This is a genomic window from Pararobbsia alpina (assembly GCF_902859895.1).
GTDB classification, from domain to species: Bacteria; Pseudomonadota; Gammaproteobacteria; order Burkholderiales; family Burkholderiaceae; genus Pararobbsia; species Pararobbsia alpina.
Window position 1 is genome coordinate 156037 of the sequence record NZ_CADIKM010000007.1, and the last position, 16590, is coordinate 172626.

Annotated in this window: 9 protein-coding genes; 1 reads left to right on the forward strand and 8 read right to left on the reverse strand. The window is 64.2% G+C overall.

Features of this window, described 5'->3' with window-relative positions; translation table 11 throughout:
- Window positions 1-28: 28 nt before the first annotated feature.
- The 5 genes from glgB to HV670_RS10565 form a co-directional block, all read right to left on the reverse strand.
- Window positions 29-2290 (reverse strand): 1,4-alpha-glucan branching protein GlgB, encoded by a 2262-nt coding sequence (glgB, locus tag HV670_RS10545; RefSeq protein ID WP_175104729.1) that lies wholly within the window; start codon window positions 2288-2290, stop codon window positions 29-31.
- On the reverse strand, window positions 2283-5684 hold the full coding sequence (gene treS, locus HV670_RS10550; protein ID WP_175104730.1) for a maltose alpha-D-glucosyltransferase: 3402 nt from the start codon (window positions 5682-5684) through the stop codon (window positions 2283-2285). Before treS ends, glgB begins: the two co-directional genes overlap by 8 nt.
- Entirely contained in the window at window positions 5681-9055 is a 3375-nt protein-coding gene (locus tag HV670_RS10555) for a maltotransferase domain-containing protein (protein WP_175104731.1), read from the reverse strand. Before HV670_RS10555 ends, treS begins: the two co-directional genes overlap by 4 nt.
- A 169-nt stretch (window positions 9056-9224) precedes the next feature.
- Window positions 9225-10874 carry a glycogen synthase GlgA gene (gene glgA, locus HV670_RS10560; RefSeq protein WP_175104732.1) on the reverse strand — a complete coding sequence of 550 codons (1650 nt, stop codon included), beginning with the start codon at window positions 10872-10874 and terminating at the stop codon, window positions 9225-9227.
- 378 nt (window positions 10875-11252) lie between these two features.
- A complete protein-coding gene (locus HV670_RS10565; RefSeq protein WP_175104733.1) occupies window positions 11253-11921 on the reverse strand; it encodes a DUF1345 domain-containing protein in 669 nt (222 codons plus the stop codon).
- A gap of 448 nt (window positions 11922-12369) precedes the next feature.
- On the opposite strand from HV670_RS10565, the gene HV670_RS10570 reads away from it, so the two are divergent.
- A complete protein-coding gene (locus HV670_RS10570) occupies window positions 12370-13161 on the forward strand; it encodes a metallophosphoesterase (RefSeq protein ID WP_246257205.1) in 792 nt (263 codons plus the stop codon).
- Between the two features lie 115 nt (window positions 13162-13276).
- Here HV670_RS10570 and HV670_RS10575 read toward each other — a convergent pair whose 3' ends face one another.
- The 3 genes from HV670_RS10575 to HV670_RS10585 all read right to left on the reverse strand — a co-directional run bounded on the left by HV670_RS10575 (window position 13277) and on the right by HV670_RS10585 (window position 16312).
- Window positions 13277-15109: an EAL domain-containing protein gene (locus HV670_RS10575; protein ID WP_175104734.1), complete on the reverse strand. Its 1833-nt coding sequence runs from the start codon at window positions 15107-15109 to the stop codon at window positions 13277-13279.
- Between the two features lie 61 nt (window positions 15110-15170).
- Complete coding sequence (locus tag HV670_RS10580) at window positions 15171-15884, reverse strand: RES family NAD+ phosphorylase (protein ID WP_175104735.1); 714 nt, start codon at window positions 15882-15884, stop codon at window positions 15171-15173.
- Window positions 15881-16312 carry an MbcA/ParS/Xre antitoxin family protein gene (locus HV670_RS10585; RefSeq protein WP_175104736.1) on the reverse strand — a complete coding sequence of 144 codons (432 nt, stop codon included), beginning with the start codon at window positions 16310-16312 and terminating at the stop codon, window positions 15881-15883. The genes HV670_RS10580 and HV670_RS10585 overlap by 4 nt, the downstream gene beginning before the upstream one ends.
- Window positions 16313-16590: the final 278 nt, after the last annotated feature.

Genomic DNA, 16590 nt, shown 5'->3' on the forward strand with positions numbered 1-16590 from the left:
TGGGCATCACTCGGTCCAGACGTATAGCCTACTCCGCAATCAGCACGATGGTGGCCAGCGGCGGCAGGGCGATCGAGGCAGAATGCGGTTTGCCATGCGCGGGCACGTCGTCCGCATAGATCATTCCGCTATTGCCGACGTTCGAGCCGCCATAGACACCGGCGTCCGTGTTCATCGCTTCGATCCATCGGCCGCCGCGCGGCAGGCCGAGCCGGTAGCGTTCGCGCGGCACCGGCGTGAAATTGCAGATCGCCACCGCGATGCGGCCGTGCGCGTCGTAGCGCGCATAGGCGAACACGCTGTTGGCGCTGTCGTCGCCGATGAGCCACTCGAAACCGCCGGGCTCCGCATCGCGCGAATGCAGGGCCGTCTCGTTCTGATAGAGCCGGTTCAGGTCGCGCACGACTTTCTGCACCCCTCCATGCATCGGGTCGTCGAGCAGATGCCAATGCGGCGACTCGTCGTGGTTGAATTCGGCGAGCTGGCCAAACTCCCCGCCCATGAACAGCAGCTTCTTGCCCGGATGGGTCCACATGAACCCGAGATAGGCGCGCAGGTTCGCAAAACGCTGCCAGCGGTCGCCGGGCATCTTGCCGAGCAGGGAGCCCTTGCCGTAGACGACCTCGTCGTGCGAGAGCGGCAGCACGAAACGTTCGGAATACGCATAGATCATTCCGAACGTCATCTGGTGATGATGATAGCGCCGGTGGATCGGGTCCTGCTCCATGTACGCCAGCGTGTCGTGCATCCAGCCCATGTTCCACTTGTAGTCGAAACCGAGGCCGCCGTCCGCGACCTTCGCGGTAACGCCGGGCCACGCCGTCGATTCCTCGGCAACGGTGATCGCGCCGGGCACGTGATGCGCGACCTCCGCATTGAGCTTGCGCAGGAAGGCGATCGCCTCGAGATTCTCGCGGCCGCCGTACACATTGGGCACCCACTCGCCCGCCTCGCGGCTGTAGTCGCGATACAGCATCGACGCGACGGCATCGACGCGCAGGCCGTCGACGTGATAGTTCGCGAGCCAGCCGAGCGCCGAGGCGTGCAGGAACGCGGCAACCTCGTTGCGGCCGAGGTTGTAGATCATCGTGTTCCAGTCCTTGTGGAAACCTTCGCGCGGGTCCGCGTGCTCATAGAGAGGCGTGCCGTCGAACTGGATGAGGCCGTGCGCATCGTTCGGGAAGTGCGCCGGCACCCAGTCGATCAGCACGCCGAGACCTTCGCGGTGCGCGCGATCGACAAAGCGTGCGAACGATTCTGGTGGCCCGAAGCGCGCCGATGGCGCGAACAGCGAGAGCGGCTGATAACCCCACGAGCCGCCGAATGGAAATTCGGCAATCGGCATGAATTCGACATGCGTGAAGCCCATGCCCTTCGCATAGGGCACCAGGCGGTCCGCGAGTTCGTCCCAGTTCAGGCCGCGCCGGCCATCCTCGGCGACGCGCAGCCATGATTCGGCATGCACCTCGTAGATCGACATGGGCCGGTCGGCCTGCTGCCGTTCGCCGCGCCGGCTCATCCATTCTTCATCGCCCCATGTGAAGGGGGTATTGTCGGCGACCACCGACCCCGTCGCGGGCGGCCGTTCCGTCTGCCGGGCACAGGGATCTGCCTTGAGCGGCAGCACGCCGCCACCAGGAGCGACGATCTCGTACTTGTACCGCGCACCGGGGCCGAGCCGCGGCACGAAAAATTCCCAGACGCCGGCCGAATGCCGCAGGCGCATCACGTGGCGGCGCCCGTCCCAGCTGTTGAAGTCGCCGACCACCGAAACACGCTTTGCGTTCGGCGCCCAGACCGCGAAACGCACGCCGGGCACGCCGTCGACTTCCATATAGCGCGAGCCCAGGCATTCGAGCACGGCCGCCGGATCGCTCGAGGCGAGACGGTGCAGCCATTCGTCGGACAGCAGCGAGCCAAATGAATAGGGATCCTCGGTTCGTTGAATCGTACCCGACCAGTCGATCTCGAGCAGGTAGGCGCGCGGATCGGGAAGCCCCGTCTGGACACCGGCGAACAGGCCGTCGGGGTGGATGCGTTCGAGCGTGCCGAGCGGCTTCTGGCTGCCGTCGCGCGCAAGCAGATGCACGGCGCTCGCATGCGGCAGCATCACGCGGATCATGGTCGTGGAAGGACCTGCTGATCTGCCTCCGGAGGCATCCCCCGAGGCACCGGCCGGATCACCGACGCCATGCGGGCCGAGGAGGGCGAAGGGGTCGCCGTGCCGCGCATGCACCAGTGCTTCGACGTCGGCCGCGTCCAGTCCGGCAAACGGATGATGCTCACTCATCGTGACCCTCCATGCTTTCCTGCCAGCTTGGGTGTTCCGTGCGTGGCGCAGGCATTGTGTGTGCAAGCCCCAGCACGCGGGCGGCGACGGAAGCGAGCCCGCGTATGGGCAAGCTCAGCCAGGTGGGACGATTGGCTGCTTCATAGCAGACCTCATAAGAGGCCTTTTCGATCAGAAACAAGTCGAGCAGCGCAGTTTCGGCGGCCGGCGAAACGATGCGCTGCGGGGAGGCGGCCACCGCTTTGCGATAGCTCGCAAGGAAGGCCTCGCGTGCCGCCGCACGCAGGCGTTCGAACAGTGCGCGCTTGCGCTCGGCAGTCTGTTGCGGGGCATCCTCGCTGACCGGCGCGGCGGCAGCATTCGCATAGGAAAACGAACGCAGCAGACCGGCGACGTCGCGCAAAGGGCTCGTCTTGCGGCGCCGCTGCTCGAGTGTGCGGGCGGGCTCTCCCTCGAAATCGATCAGGAAGACATCGCCTTGCGCAACCAGAATCTGGCCGAGGTGGAAGTCGCCGTGAATGCGCGTGCGCAGGGCCTCGACCTCGGTGGGCAGCATCGTCTCGATGGCGCCCAGCAGCGCGCCGCGCTGATCGAGCAGGGTGCGCGCGATGAGCTGGACATCGGGCGTCAGGGTGTCGATCTTCTCCTCGACGACGTTGAGTGCGGAGCTCAGCAGTGCTTGCGTGTCATCGATCCATTCGGCGACATTCTCGGGCGTCGCGACCTCGGGCGCGAACGCCGGGTCGTCGGTCGGCCTGGCGAGCACGACATGCAGCTCGCCGAGCCGCTGGCCGATCGTGCTTGCGATCGCCGCATAGCCCGCAATGGCTTCATCGTAGTTCTCGCCGGTCGGACCTTCGGCCTCGGGCGAGATCGTGATCGCGAGTTCGTTGACGAAGCGGCGCAGATAGTCGAGCACCCAGCTCCAGGCATCGCCCTGGTTGTCGATGAAGCTTTGCAGGATCGCGAGCGTATGCGGTGTGCCATCGTGGGTGATGCGCACCACTTCGCCGAACAGCCCGCCCGTATTCGGATAACCGGCCTGGGTCAGGTAGCGCGTCATTTCGGCTTCGGGATGGATCCCCGGGACGACACGGCGCACGATCTTCAGCACGGCGACATCGTTGGCGATCAGCGAGCTGTTGCTCTGCTCGGCCGCCAGCCAGTTGATCTCGGGCGGATTGCCGAAGGCTTCGGGCGCGATCGCCAGAAAGGGTTCGGTTGGCCGGAAATGGACGTCGCCACGCGGTGTGCGCATGACGAGCTTGCGGCGCAGCGCATCGAGGATCGTGGCGGGCAGGCCTGGCAGCGAATAGGCGTCGGTCACGAAGCCCACGTTGCGGCCGCGCCGCACGCGTGCGAGCGCCAACTGGGTCACGAGCGGATTCGGGTTGGCAGTGGAGTCCCAGGTCACGCCGAGCGGCAGGAAATAGTGCTCGGTCTGACCCGTGCCGACATCGGCTGCAACCTCGCTGAACATCAGCGGTGCATCACGGTCATTGCCCGCCAGATCGTGTGGAAGTTGTGTCACATAGTCGAGCCGCGCCCCTTTGAGCGTCGAGTTCTTCGAGCCGAACCAGCGCCGCTTGGTCAGGTAGACCGGCAGCACTTCGTGTTCGAGCACGCGACGATGCTCGGCGGCCGAGGGCAGCGGCTCGTAGCCGCGTACCACGAGGGTCGCGAATTCCGGCAACTGTTCGGGCGGCTTCGAACTCCAGACCGGCAGCTGCTGGCTCGGGCACATCAGGAACCAGTAGAAGCCGTAGGGCGGCAGCGTCAGCAGGTAGGTAAGCTGCCCGATGGGCGGGAAGGTCGAGTCGGCGGTCATCTCGACGGGTACCGAACCCTGGAACTCGGCGAGATCGAGTTCGACCGCCTGAGGCGAACGCGACAGATTGGCGACACACAGGATCGGCGCGGAATCGTCGACCTCGCGCAGGTAGGCGAGGATCTTACGATTGGCCGGCCGCAGGAAACGCGTGCGGCCGCGTCCGAAGGCCGGATGGGAGCGGCGCGTTGCGAGCATGCGCCGCATCCAGTTGAGCAGCGAATGGGGGTCGCGCGCCTGGGCCTCGACGTTGACCGAGTCGAAACCGTACAGCGACCCCATGACCGGCGGCAGCACCAGCTGTTCGGGGTCGGCGCGCGAGAAACCGCCATTGCGGTCCGACGACCATTGCATCGGCGTGCGCACGCCGTCGCGGTCGCCGAGATGGATGTTGTCGCCCATGCCGATCTCGTCGCCGTAGTAGATGACGGGCGTGCCGGGCATCGACAGCAGCAGCGAATTGATCAGTTCAATGCGTCGTCGGTCACGTTCGAGCAGCGGCGCGAGCCGCCGCCGGATGCCGAGGTTCAGCCGCGCGCGGCGGTCGCTCGCATAGGTGTTCCACAGATAGTCGCGCTCGCTGTCGGTCACCATCTCGAGCGTGAGCTCATCGTGGTTGCGCAGGAAGATCGCCCACTGGCAGTTGTCCGGAATTTCCGGGGTCTGCCGCATGATGTCGATGATCGGAAAGCGGTCCTCCGTCGCGATCGCCATATAGATGCGCGGCATCAGCGGGAAGTGGAATGCCATATGGCATTCGTCGCCCTTGCCGAAGTAATCCTGCACGTCTTCGGGCCACTGGTTCGCCTCGGCGAGCAGCAGACGGTTCGGGTATTCGCCCTCGAGCGTCGCGCGGATCTTCTTGAGGACTTCATGCGTTTCAGGCAGGTTCTCGTTGGACGTGCCCTCACGCTCGACGAGATAGGGCACCGCGTCGAGCCGCAGCCCGTCGACGCCGAGGTCGAGCCAGAAGCGCATGACCGACAGCACTTCCTTCAACACCTGCGGGTTGTCGAAGTTCAGGTCCGGCTGGTGATTGAAGAAACGGTGCCAGTAGTACTGGCCGGCAACCGGATCATGTGTCCAGTTCGACGGCTCGGAGTCGATGAAGATGATCCGCGTGTTCGCGTATTTCTGATCGTCATCCGACCAGACGTAGTAGTTGCGATGGTGCGAGCCTTTCTTCGCATGCCGCGCACGCTGGAACCACGGGTGCTGGTCGGAGGTATGGTTGATCACGAGCTCGGTGATCACGCGAATGCCGCGCAAGTGCGCTTCCTGCACGAACTTGCGGAAGTCCGCGATCGTGCCGTAGTCCGCGTGGACGCTGCGGTAGTCCGCGATGTCGTAGCCGTCGTCGCGCCGCGGCGAGGGATAGAACGGCAGCAGCCAGATCACGTCGACGCCGAGCTCGGCGATATAGTCGAGCTTCGCGATCAGGCCCGGGAAATCGCCGATCCCGTCGTTGTTCGAATCGAAGAACGACTTGATGTGCACCTGGTAGATGATCGCATCCTTGTACCAGACGGGATCGTCCTTGAGCAGCGAGACGTAATTGCGCTTCATGACCTTGAGTCCTCCGCACGGCCGGCCCAGCCGGGCGGCCGGATTCTCCAGATGGCGAACGGCATCGCATGCGGATCGAGACGGATCTGCTGATACTTGCCTGTCCAGTTGAAATGCGTGCCGGACATCTGGTCCTCGACATTGAGCGTTGCATCGTCCGGCAGGCCGAAGCGCCAGAGCGGTAGCTCGACATGGGCTTCCTGGACGGCGTGCGGATCGAGCGTGATGGCGATCACGAGCACATTGTCGCGGCTATGGGTCGCCTTCTCAAAAAACAGGATCTGCTCATTGTCGGCCGGCAGGAACTGAAGACCATGATAGGTGTGCAGGGCCGGGTTGACACGCCGGATCCGGTTCAGCGAGGTGATCTCGTGGATGATGTTGCCCGGCCGATGCCAGTCCCACTGGCGCAACTGGTATTTCTCGGAATCGAGATATTCCTCACTATGGGGCAGCGCGGCCGCTTCGCAAAGCTCGAAGCCGCTATAGACGCCCCATAGTCCGGAGAACGTCGCCGCGAGCGCTGCCCGGATCACGAAGCCCGGCCGTCCCGAGCGCTGCAGGAAGCGCGGATTGATATCCGGGGTGTTCACGAAGAAGTTCGGACGGAAAAAGTCCTTGACCTCGGTGGTCGTGAGCTCGGTCATGTAGTCGACGAAATCCTTCTTGGTTTCGCGCCACGTGAAGTAGCTGTAGGACTGCGAAAACCCGACCTTTGCGAGCCGGTACATCAGGCGCGGCCGCGTGAATGCTTCGGACAGGAAGATCACGTCCGGCTCGCGGCTGCGGATGTCGTCGATGACCCATTCCCAGAAGGGCAGCGGTTTCGTGTGCGGGTTGTCGACGCGGAAGATCCGGACGCCGGCGTCGATCCAGAACGACAGGACGTCGCGCAGCGCCAGCCAGAGTGCCGGCACCGCATCGACCGCGTAGAAGTCGGGGTTGACGATGTCCTGATATTTCTTCGGAGGATTCTCCGCGTAACGTAACGTGCCGTCGGGGCGCCAGGCGAACCAGCTCGGGTGTTCCTTGAGCCAGGGATGATCGGGCGCGCACTGGATCGCGAAGTCGAGCGCGAGTTCGAGGCCATGGGCACGCGCGGCCTCGAGCAGGGACTTGAAATCGTCGAAGCTGCCGAGTTCGGGGTGCAGGGCACTATGGCCCCCTTCCTCCGCGCCGATCGCGTAGGGGCTGCCGACGTCGCCCGGCAGGGCCTTGAGCGTGTTGTTCTTGCCCTTGCGGTTGACGCGCCCGATCGGGTGGATCGGCGGAAAATAGAGTACGTCGAAGCCCATGTCGCGGATCGCGGGCAGGCGGTCGATCACGTCGATAAAGGTGCCGTGCCGGTTCGGGTCGTTCGACATCGAGCGGGGAAACAACTCATACCAGCTTGCGAAACGGGCGGCCGAACGTTCGGTTTCGACGCGCAGGATCTTCGGATGCCGTACGACGAAGGGCCGCAGTCGTGAAGCCGCGAGCGCATGAGCCGTCGAGGCGGCGAAGGTCAGTTCCTTGCGGCGTGCGGGGTTGGCCTTGTCGAAGTTCGACGCGAGCGTCCTGAGTTCCTGGACCAGCAGTTTGTCGGCCCGGTCCGAGTTCGCCGCGTATTCGACCGCCTCGTGGATCAGCACGCGCGCTTCCTCGAGTTCGACGTCGATCGGCTGCTCGGCATGCAGCTTTTTCTCCGCATGTTCGATCAGCGTCGCGTAAGCGTCACGCCAGGCTTCGATGGTGAACTCGAAGCGCCCCAGCCGCACCAGCGGGACCCGTGCGACCCAGTGATCGTTGCCCGTGAATTCGAGTGGCGTCTCCTGCCATTCGGTCTGGTCGGCTGCACGCCAGAGGACGACGCCGGCGAGCGTGTCATGGCCGTCCATGAAAATATCGGCCGAGACGCGCAGCCGGTCGCCGACCACCCGCTTGACGGCGAAGCGGCCATCGTCGACCGCGGGCTGCACGTGTTCGATGATCACACGCGGCGCAGCGGTGGCTTCGAGCACGCGCTTGCGTTCGGCCGTCTTCGCGCCGCGCTTGACGGCGGGGGCGCTGATGATGGGGGCGTCGCGCTTGCCGAGGAAGGCGCGGACCTCGGCGGGCGCGAGCATGAACCACGGCAGGTGCGGCGGCGCTTCGGCAGCGGGTTCGTCGATCGGCACATAACGGGTGAAGCCGCTCGGCACGTCGACGAGGAAACGGTCGGGCGTCGCCGTCGCGGACTGGGCGAGGTCGGCGTTGATCGTGACCAGCACAGCCTGCGCCGCGGTCCGCGTATCGGGCTCGGTCGAGCGCAGCAGGGCGGCGACATCGGTGCCGGGGCCGCTCAGCGCGGCCAGTTCGCCACAGGTATGCAGCGCAGGAGTGTTCTGCTGCCGCGTGTTGGCCTGCACGATGTGCTCCGACAGATCGAAGCGCGGCTGCTGGCCGAGGTGCTCCTGGCGCGTCGCGGCGGAACCCGAGGTCGGCATGGGCAGCGCAGCACCGGCTTCGAAGCCGAGCGGCATCAGGATGCCGGTGCCGAGCGCGATGCAACTGTCGTAGGCACGGCGATATGCGCGTTCGACCAGTATCGGGTCCCCGCCCGGAAAATCATGGCAAAGGCGCGGGCCGAGCGGCTCTTCGGGAAAGGCGATCGGCGGCGCGATTCGCGCGAGCGTCGCATATTCCTCGATGAGCCAGGCCGAGCGGTAGTCCCACCAGCGCAGCGACGAGAACACGGCGCTGAAGCCGCCGTCGGCAAGCGATGCAACTTCGTCGCGCGACAGGCCGGGGGTCCAGGCGAGGGTGCGCACGTCCGGATGGCGCTCGCGTATCGTGCCCGCGAGGCGGCGCCAGACGTGGGTCGGCACACCGTGGGGGGCAAGGCAGCGGAAGCCGCCGATGCCGGCATCGGCAAGCGTCATCAACAGGGCCGACCACCATTCTGTCAAATGCCCCGCCGCATCCGGGTTGGCGAAGTTCGCGAACGCGATTTCCGATTCGCTCGGTGCGCGCCTCGGGTCGAGCCTTGCCTGTGCCGTATCGAAGGGATGAAACCAGTGGCTGTGCTTGTGGTACAGCTCGCCGTCCGCGGCGATCGCCTCGAGCATGAGGTCGAGCAGGAGCGTCAGGCCGCGTTCATGGGCGAGCCCGGCGAGCTCGGCGAGCACATCGAGCGAAGCCCGTTCGGTTTCGAAGACTGGGTGCACCTGCTTATGATCGGCGCTTACCAGGATATTGCCTGCGCGACCGGGGCGGAACGGGGGGGCGCTCAAAACATGATCGAATCCAAGCGCCGCAGCCCGGTCCAGCCAGGCGGGCCAGGCGGACACGGGGCCAATCAACAAGGGGTTCAGATAAGCAATACGCGGAGCAAAGGCCGGGTTGATTTCCATCAGTCATCGATTCCAGATTGCAGGGAGCGGCCTGTGCCCGCGCGAAAGCGCGGCACGGCGGCCCGCCCGCCGATTGGTTCGGGGTCGCGGACGACACAAATGACAAGTCAGGAAGCAAGACACGGACCGTGCCTCGCAAAAATCCGCCCGCGGCGGTCTCAACCACAGCTTAGGCGCTTTGCGCGAATACCACCTCAGCGTTTTCCGCCGTGGCTGCGCGGTGCGCCGCGGGAAGCGGCGAAAGATGGGGAGCGGTAGCGTGGGAGACGCGCGCGCGGACCGTACGCGAGGGCTTCGCACCGGTCAATTCGGCATAGACCGAGGCATATTTCGCTACTGCGCTCTCCCAGCCGTGATCGCCTCGCATTGCATTCTTCTGCAGTTCGCGCCACAAGGCGGGACGCAGGAATGCCTCGAGGCCGCGCGTGACGGCGGCGGCCATCGCGTAGCAGCTCTCGCCGTCGAACAGGAAGCCGGTCGGCGCCGGCGTCAGGCGTGACAGTGTCAGGCCGAGCGTGCGCACCGGGGAGGAATGGATCAGCGTGGGATTGATCGCGTCACCTGGGTCGCGGCAGTCGACGATCGTGTCGGCGAGGCCGCCGACACGCGAGGCGACCGGGATCGTGCCATAGCGCATCGCATAGATCTGCGTGAGACCGCAGGGCTCGAAGCGGCTGCCGTGCAGCAGCATGTCGGCGCCGGCATGGAGCATGTGTGCGCGGCGCTCGTCGAAGCCGATGAACAGGCCCACCCGATCGGGCCAGGTCTGGGCCACGCGGCGCAGTGAGGCCTCGATGCCGTGATCGCCCTGGCCGAGGATCGCGACCTGCAGGCGCCGGTGGCGCGCGAGCAGCATCGGGATCGCCTCGATCGCGACATCGGCCATTTTTTGAGTGGTGAGGCGGCTGCCCATCGCGAGCACCGGAGCGAATGGATCGGTGGGCAGCCCGAATAGCTGTTGGAGGTCACACTTGCAGTTGTGTTTGCCATGCAGGTTATCGAGCGAATAGTTCGCGCCGATCATCGGATCGCGGGCCGGGTCCCACATCACCATGTCGATGCCGTTGGTGATGCCCGAGAGCTTGTGACGGTTGGCCGCGAGCACGCCCTCCATTCGGTGGCCGAAGTGCTCGGTGAGGATTTCGCGCGCGTAAGTGTCGCTGACGGTGGTGACCTTGTCGGCGAACTGGATGCCGGCCTTCATGAAACTCAGCTCGCCGTAAAACTCGATGCCGTCGATGCCGAGCACTTCGTCGGGAATGCCAAGCTGGGCCGACAGGGCTATCGGGTAGTTGCCCTGGAAGGCGAGGTTGTGGATCGTGAAGACACTCTTCGCCTGCGTCGCGCCTGCATGGCGTGCCTGAACGAGCAACATCGGCACCAACCCCGCATGCCAGTCATGGGCATGCACCACATCCGGCCGCGCGATTCCGCGCAGGCCACGGGCGATGCGCACCGCGGCGTGGGAAAGCGCCGCGAAGCGCAGCGCATTGTCCGCATAATCATTGCCGTTCTCGTCCTGGTAGAAACCGGAACGCGCATAGAGCGCATCTTGCTGGAGCAAGAGCACTGGCACGTCCGAATCGGGCATGCGTGCGCGGTGGATCGCGGCGTCGCCGCCCGGCAGCCCGGCCACCCTACAAACCTTCGTGACGCCCTTGGCACGGGCGAAAGCGCACGGATAGCCGGGCATCAGGATGGTGGTTTCGACACCGGTTTCGCGCGCCGCGGCTGCATAGGCGCTCACCATGTCCGCAAGGCCTCCGGTCTTCGCAAGGGGCATCGCTTCGGAGGTAACCAACAGGACGCGAATTGACAAGATAGGCTCCAGGCAGGTTCTCGACGTCGCGCGAGCCGCGCAGGACGGCACGCGGGTGGTCGGGTCATCGACATGGGAAGGAATGCAAGCAGATTTTTTAGCAAGCTGCGTGCCATTTGCCTGACATCAGCGCTCGAACGCGCGAAGGGCGACGCGTGGAAGGGAGCGCTTAGTGCAGGTCAATAACAAATTCCTTACATCAAACCAGCATGGAGGGCTGCGATGACTCTTCTGTGTAAAAAGGGGCTTCGGTAACAACTTTTTACATAGGGGCGCGGGACGACCCTTGAGCCGCGCAGGTTCGTTGCAGCGTGCGCAGGGCGATGCACCCTTGCCCCGTTAGAAAGCCCGATCGCCGTTCGGGTTCCAGGCTTGACTTCAAGGATTGACCAGTCCCGCCGCGATATTGATCGTCAACGCCAGGATGCTTGCGTTGAAGATGAACGAGAGCACCGACTGCGCGAGCGCGGTTTTCCGGATCGGCGAGCCGCGCAGCGCGATGTCCGAGGTCTGCGAGGCGACCGCGATCGTGAACGAGAAATAGAGGAAATCCCAGAAGTCCGGCCGCGGATCCCTTTCCGGAAACACAAGGGCACGCTGATCCTCGGGTGATCCGTAGTACTGTCGCGCGTAATGCACCGAGAACAAGGTGGGAATCAGTGCCCAGGCACCCGCGACCGTCAGGGCCGCCAGCGCGATATGGCCGAAACTGTGACCCACGCCTGGCTTGCCCGTTGCCTTCGCGGTCGCGAGTTCGAAGATGATCGCCACGACGCTGGCGATCGCCGCGAGGCTGAACACGGCAAGCGATGCCGCGGCGCTTTCGTCTTCGCGCTCCGCGATGCGCTGGACTTCGGCCGGCGACATGCCTGGTGCCATCTCGGCCATGACGAGGATCAGGTAGATATAGACGGCGATGTTCCAGCCGATCAGCGCACGCTGGATCAGGCTGACCGCGCCAGGCAGCACGACGGCGATCACGAGGCCGATCGCGATGCCGATAAACAGGCGTGGTCGGGCGAGAATCAGGTTTCTAATGTACGTCATATCATTCATCTTCCGGTTGTGGCGTGTTGCACGGTTCGCTTGCGGGTCAAGCATGCCGGCCGGCGAGCCCCTGGCTTCGTATGCGGCCGGCGCCATTTTGTTGGTGCCGAGTTCTGCGCGGAATCGGCCGGGCCAGGAGGCCGCGATATCCATGCACATATTCGCATGTGATGGCATCCATCAAGCGGTTCTTGCGAAATCGGCAGCACCATTTCGATATCGCGCGTTCACACACTGAAGCGGGTCCGATTGGTCACCCGAAGATGGATACCTCACGCTACGTGACATGGCATGGACGAACCCGTTCGTGCGGCTTGTGTTGATGCCTGGGTTCGGCCACCATCTGTCGGATGAAGGATGGATACGCGCGCCCGCCCTATGTGTGGAAACGGCGCGATCCGCACGCGAAAATCATCGCGACACAGGTCGCGGCATCGAGGAAACCAGAGTGAAAAGAGCGGTGCAGTATCGGACTGTCAGGCGGTTGCCGGCCAATCGCAGCGGGCGCGATTTTGTGCTCGGCGACCTGCATGGGCATACGACTGCGCTGCGCTACCTGTTGTGGCAGGTGGCGTTCGATGTGCGTGACGACCGGCTGCTCTCGGTCGGTGATCTCGTCGATCGCGGCGACTATTCGGAGCAAGCCCTCGGCCTGCTCGATCGGCCGTGGTTTCACGCGGTGCGGGGCAACCACGAAGACATGCTGATCGCGGTCGCCGACGGGCTGCTCGATTTCGAGCAGTGGGCGAAGGTCGGCGGCGAATGGGCACGCAAGCTGCCGCTCGAGCTGCTCGCATCGTATGCTGGGCGGCTGCGCGAATTGCCGCTTGCATTGATGGTCGGAGCGCCGGGTGAAGGCTTCAATCTCGTGCATGCCGAGTTCTTTGGCGACGATGCCGCGCTCGGTACCGGGTATTTCAGCGAGCATGTGCGCGAGCGCATGCTTTGGGGGCGGCAACTAATCGGCGGGACCGCGCGGGCTTCGCCGGACACGCTACACCGTGGACTGTCTCCGACGTATTGCGGCCACACGCCTGTGGAGCGCGTGCAGAGGATCGGGGCACAGGTGTTTGTCGACACCGGCGTCTTCACGCGGACCGGGCGGCTGACGATGGTCGAGCCCGCGACGGGCGCGAGTCATTCCGTGTCGGCCGCCGACGCGGCCATGGCAGGGGCGGCAAACTGGCCCTGGCCCGGCGAAACCGAGCACGAGTCCGGACCGCTTGGCGTCACGCGCTAAGAGGGGTGGAGGGACCAAGGACTCAAAACCTCGCCCAAGCCTACGCCCGGGCCCAAGCTCAAGCTCAAGCTCCCCGGCCTGAAGGCGGGGTGTAAAGAGCTACGGCTCTACAGGACTAAGGACCGACCGCAGCCATCACCTGGGACGGTGCCGAGACTGGCAGCGGCGTCGTGCGGCCGTCGTCGAGCAGCCAGAGACCACCGCCACCTTGTTTCGCATGGCGCTTCGCAAGCGCCGCGGCCGATGCGACATCTTCGGCCCGGCTGAAAGCGTCCGGCACGATCCGAACCGCGCCGATCGTCAGCGTGGTCAGCGGAAAGAAAGAAGAGTGTCCATTGCGATCCTCGGCGACAATGCCGCCCGCTTTCAACGCGGTTTCGTCGAACATGCCGAGCGCGCGCTCGTTGAACGTCGAGACGATCTGCTCGCAGCGCCGATCCCAGTCGCTGCTCTGGAACAGTACGACGAAGTCGTCGCCACCCACATGGCCGACAAAATCGCGCCGCACATCGCAATTCGCCGAGATCACACCCGCGGTCAGCCGGATCATTTCATCGCCACGCCAATAGCCGTACTGGTCGTTGTAAGACTTGAAATGATTGAGGTCGCAATGACAGGCGGTGAATTCGATGCGGGCGGCCAGCAGCCGCGCAATGTGCTCGCTGGTCGGGATGTTGCCGGGCAGAAAGGTCAGCGAATTGGCGTGCCGCGCCGCTTCGATGCGCACTTCGGTGACGGCCTTGACGAGCTGCTCACCCGTGCCGAGGCCGAGATACCGCCCGCCCTCTGGGATGACGAAACCCGAATTCAGATAGCGCTGGTCCCCCGAGACAAGAATCTCGGTCAGTTGCTCGAGCGTCTGATGCCTGTCGACGACGATCGGGTTCGGGTCCATGAAGGCCGTGCAAGGCCGCTTGCCGAACAGTTCCTTGTGATAGGGGTGGGTGTAGCGGTCGATGAAGTCGCGCCGGTTGATCAGGCCGAGTGGCTTGCCTTCCGGCAAGATCACGGCGAGCGCATGCAACTCCGGACGGTCGTGAAAAATCCGGATCAGTTCATCGTTGCGCATCTTGGGATTGATGCCCGGCGCACTGATGACGAGCTTCTCAGCCGAGAAATGTGTCTGCGCGACCTTGCGCAGCGCGGGGTAGACGACGATGTCGGTGCTGGCCAGCACTTCCTGCGCATCGCCGCCGATCACGCTGGTCGCCTCGCTCTGCGGACGGCCGAGCAGGTAACCCTGCGCATAACCGATACCGAGGTCGCGGATGATCTCGAGTTCCTCGCGCGTTTCGATTCCTTCTGCTACCAGGCGTGTGCCGAACGTCTCGGCGAGATGCAGCATGGCCTTGAAGGTCTGCACCTTGGCCGCGTGCTTGTCGATGCCATGGGAGAAATACCGGTCGATCTTGACGATGTCGGGGCGCAACTCCGACCAGAGGCGCAAGCTCGAGCGGCCGTCGCCGAAATCGTCGAGCGCGATCTGCGCACCCTGCGCGCGCAGGACTTCGACCATCCGCGGCAAGGCGTCGACGTGATGCACCCGATCGTGCTCGGTCAATTCGATCACGAGGTCGCCGAGCGGCATGTCGGCCCGATCGAACAGGGCCTGAAGCTGGCCCTCGCCATGTCGCGAGTAATGCTCCACGAGAAAGGTTGCGCTCAGGTTGACGAACAGCTTGGCACGGCCGCCCGCACGCCGGTATTCGGCGATGCCCGCGTTGGCGGCGGCGAATTCGAGCTCGTTGAGCCGGTCTTCGGCGAGCGCCATCGCGAACAGCATGTCCGGCATATGGTATGGCGTGCCTTTCGGCCCGCGGATCAGGCTTTCATGTCCATAGATTGTGTGTTCCGCCAGATTGACGATAGGCTGGTACACCGGCGCAAGCAGTTGATCCCCGAGAATAATCTGTAGGGTAAGGCTCGATGGTGTGAGATGGGTGGTCACGTCGCGTTCTCATTGTTTTTAGCGATGTTCATACACTTTGCTTATGACTGTCGTGTGACGCTCAGGCGAGCCGTCTCAATTCGAACACGGTGTCGATTGTTTTCCCGTTCCAGCCGTATTCGAGGTAGCTCTCGTGCAGACAGCGGCGCAACAGCGTCGTTCGGAACGCGGCGAGGCAGTCCAACCCCTCGTCGCGGACCGAGGGATACGCGATCGCCGCATGCCCCGCCTTGCGTATCGCATTCGCGAGTTCCTGGCTCGCGGCATACGTATCCGGTGATAGCACAGTTGCGTAGCGAGCGCCCGCGTTGCGCAGGTCGACTGCCGGTCCTTGCGCGTCGACACGGTACAGGCGCATCTGCTGGCGCATCGGCGCTTCGTGTGTTGCCGCGAGAAAGCGCGCCGCGTGGAAGCGCGTTTCCGCGATAGCCGTGCGCTGCTCGCGTGCGCAGTAGAACACCCCGAAAGCACCATTCGAGAATCGGCTGCCGAGCGGGTTCGGATGGGTCAGCGCGGCCATGATCGGGCCGCTGCCGGGACCGTAGAGCCGTTCGCCGGCGGGCACGAGATCGATCTCGCCGAGTTCGTTGCGCATTCGGTCGTTGGTCAGTGCCTCGAGTGCGTAGAGTGCGTCGAAGTCCTCCGCATTCGCGACGCGATCGAACAGGTTGATCGCCGGGAATCGCGTGGGCACCACGCGCCAGGCAGGCTGCCAGTCGAGCTCGCAGAGCGTCCAGCGCATGCCTTTGGCCTCGCGCTTCATATCCTGGGTCATGCCCATCCTCCCCGTACCGCGTCCAGGTACTGACGTACCGCCACGAGATCGCTGACGTTGCCGCCGAGCATCCGCTCGAGCGCGCTGCCGCCGTTCGCAAGGGGGGCGGCGTTCGGCTTGCGGACCCAGCTATCGGCGGCCTCGTGCTGCGGCAACAGGATCTGCAAGGATTTATAGATACCGACGATGTACGACAACCGTTCGAGCGTATCGCGCGGCACGCGCGCCGAATCCGGGGTGGCGCGCCACTTGAACATCGTCGAGCGGCCTGGGGATCCGAGCAGGACCAATTGTTCGTCCACACTCAGCTTCCAGTCGTGCGCGATCCTGAAGAAAGCCCGCAGACCCGCGACGGCCACGGCCTCCTGGGTGATGCCATCCGCGCGGACGGGTTTGATCTGTTCGACCGGACGTTGAACTCGTGCCATGACCTTCTCCCATGGTTTTCCACGGAGAAAGTCTAGTACAGAATTAGATGAAATGGAAGTTAAGTCCATTGATGTACTCATCCCTCAATGCTCCTTCGGTGGGGCGTGGGCTTATTGAACCTTTTTCATTGCTCCCGCGGTATTCGTCCGAATGGCCAACGATGCGCAGTGCACATGGCAGGAAGCCTCACCGCGATGGGAGGGACAGGACGAGGCATGCAGCGTGGCAGCAAGGAAAGCGCACGGCTATTGGCGTAGCCGGCAAGACGAAGCGGGTG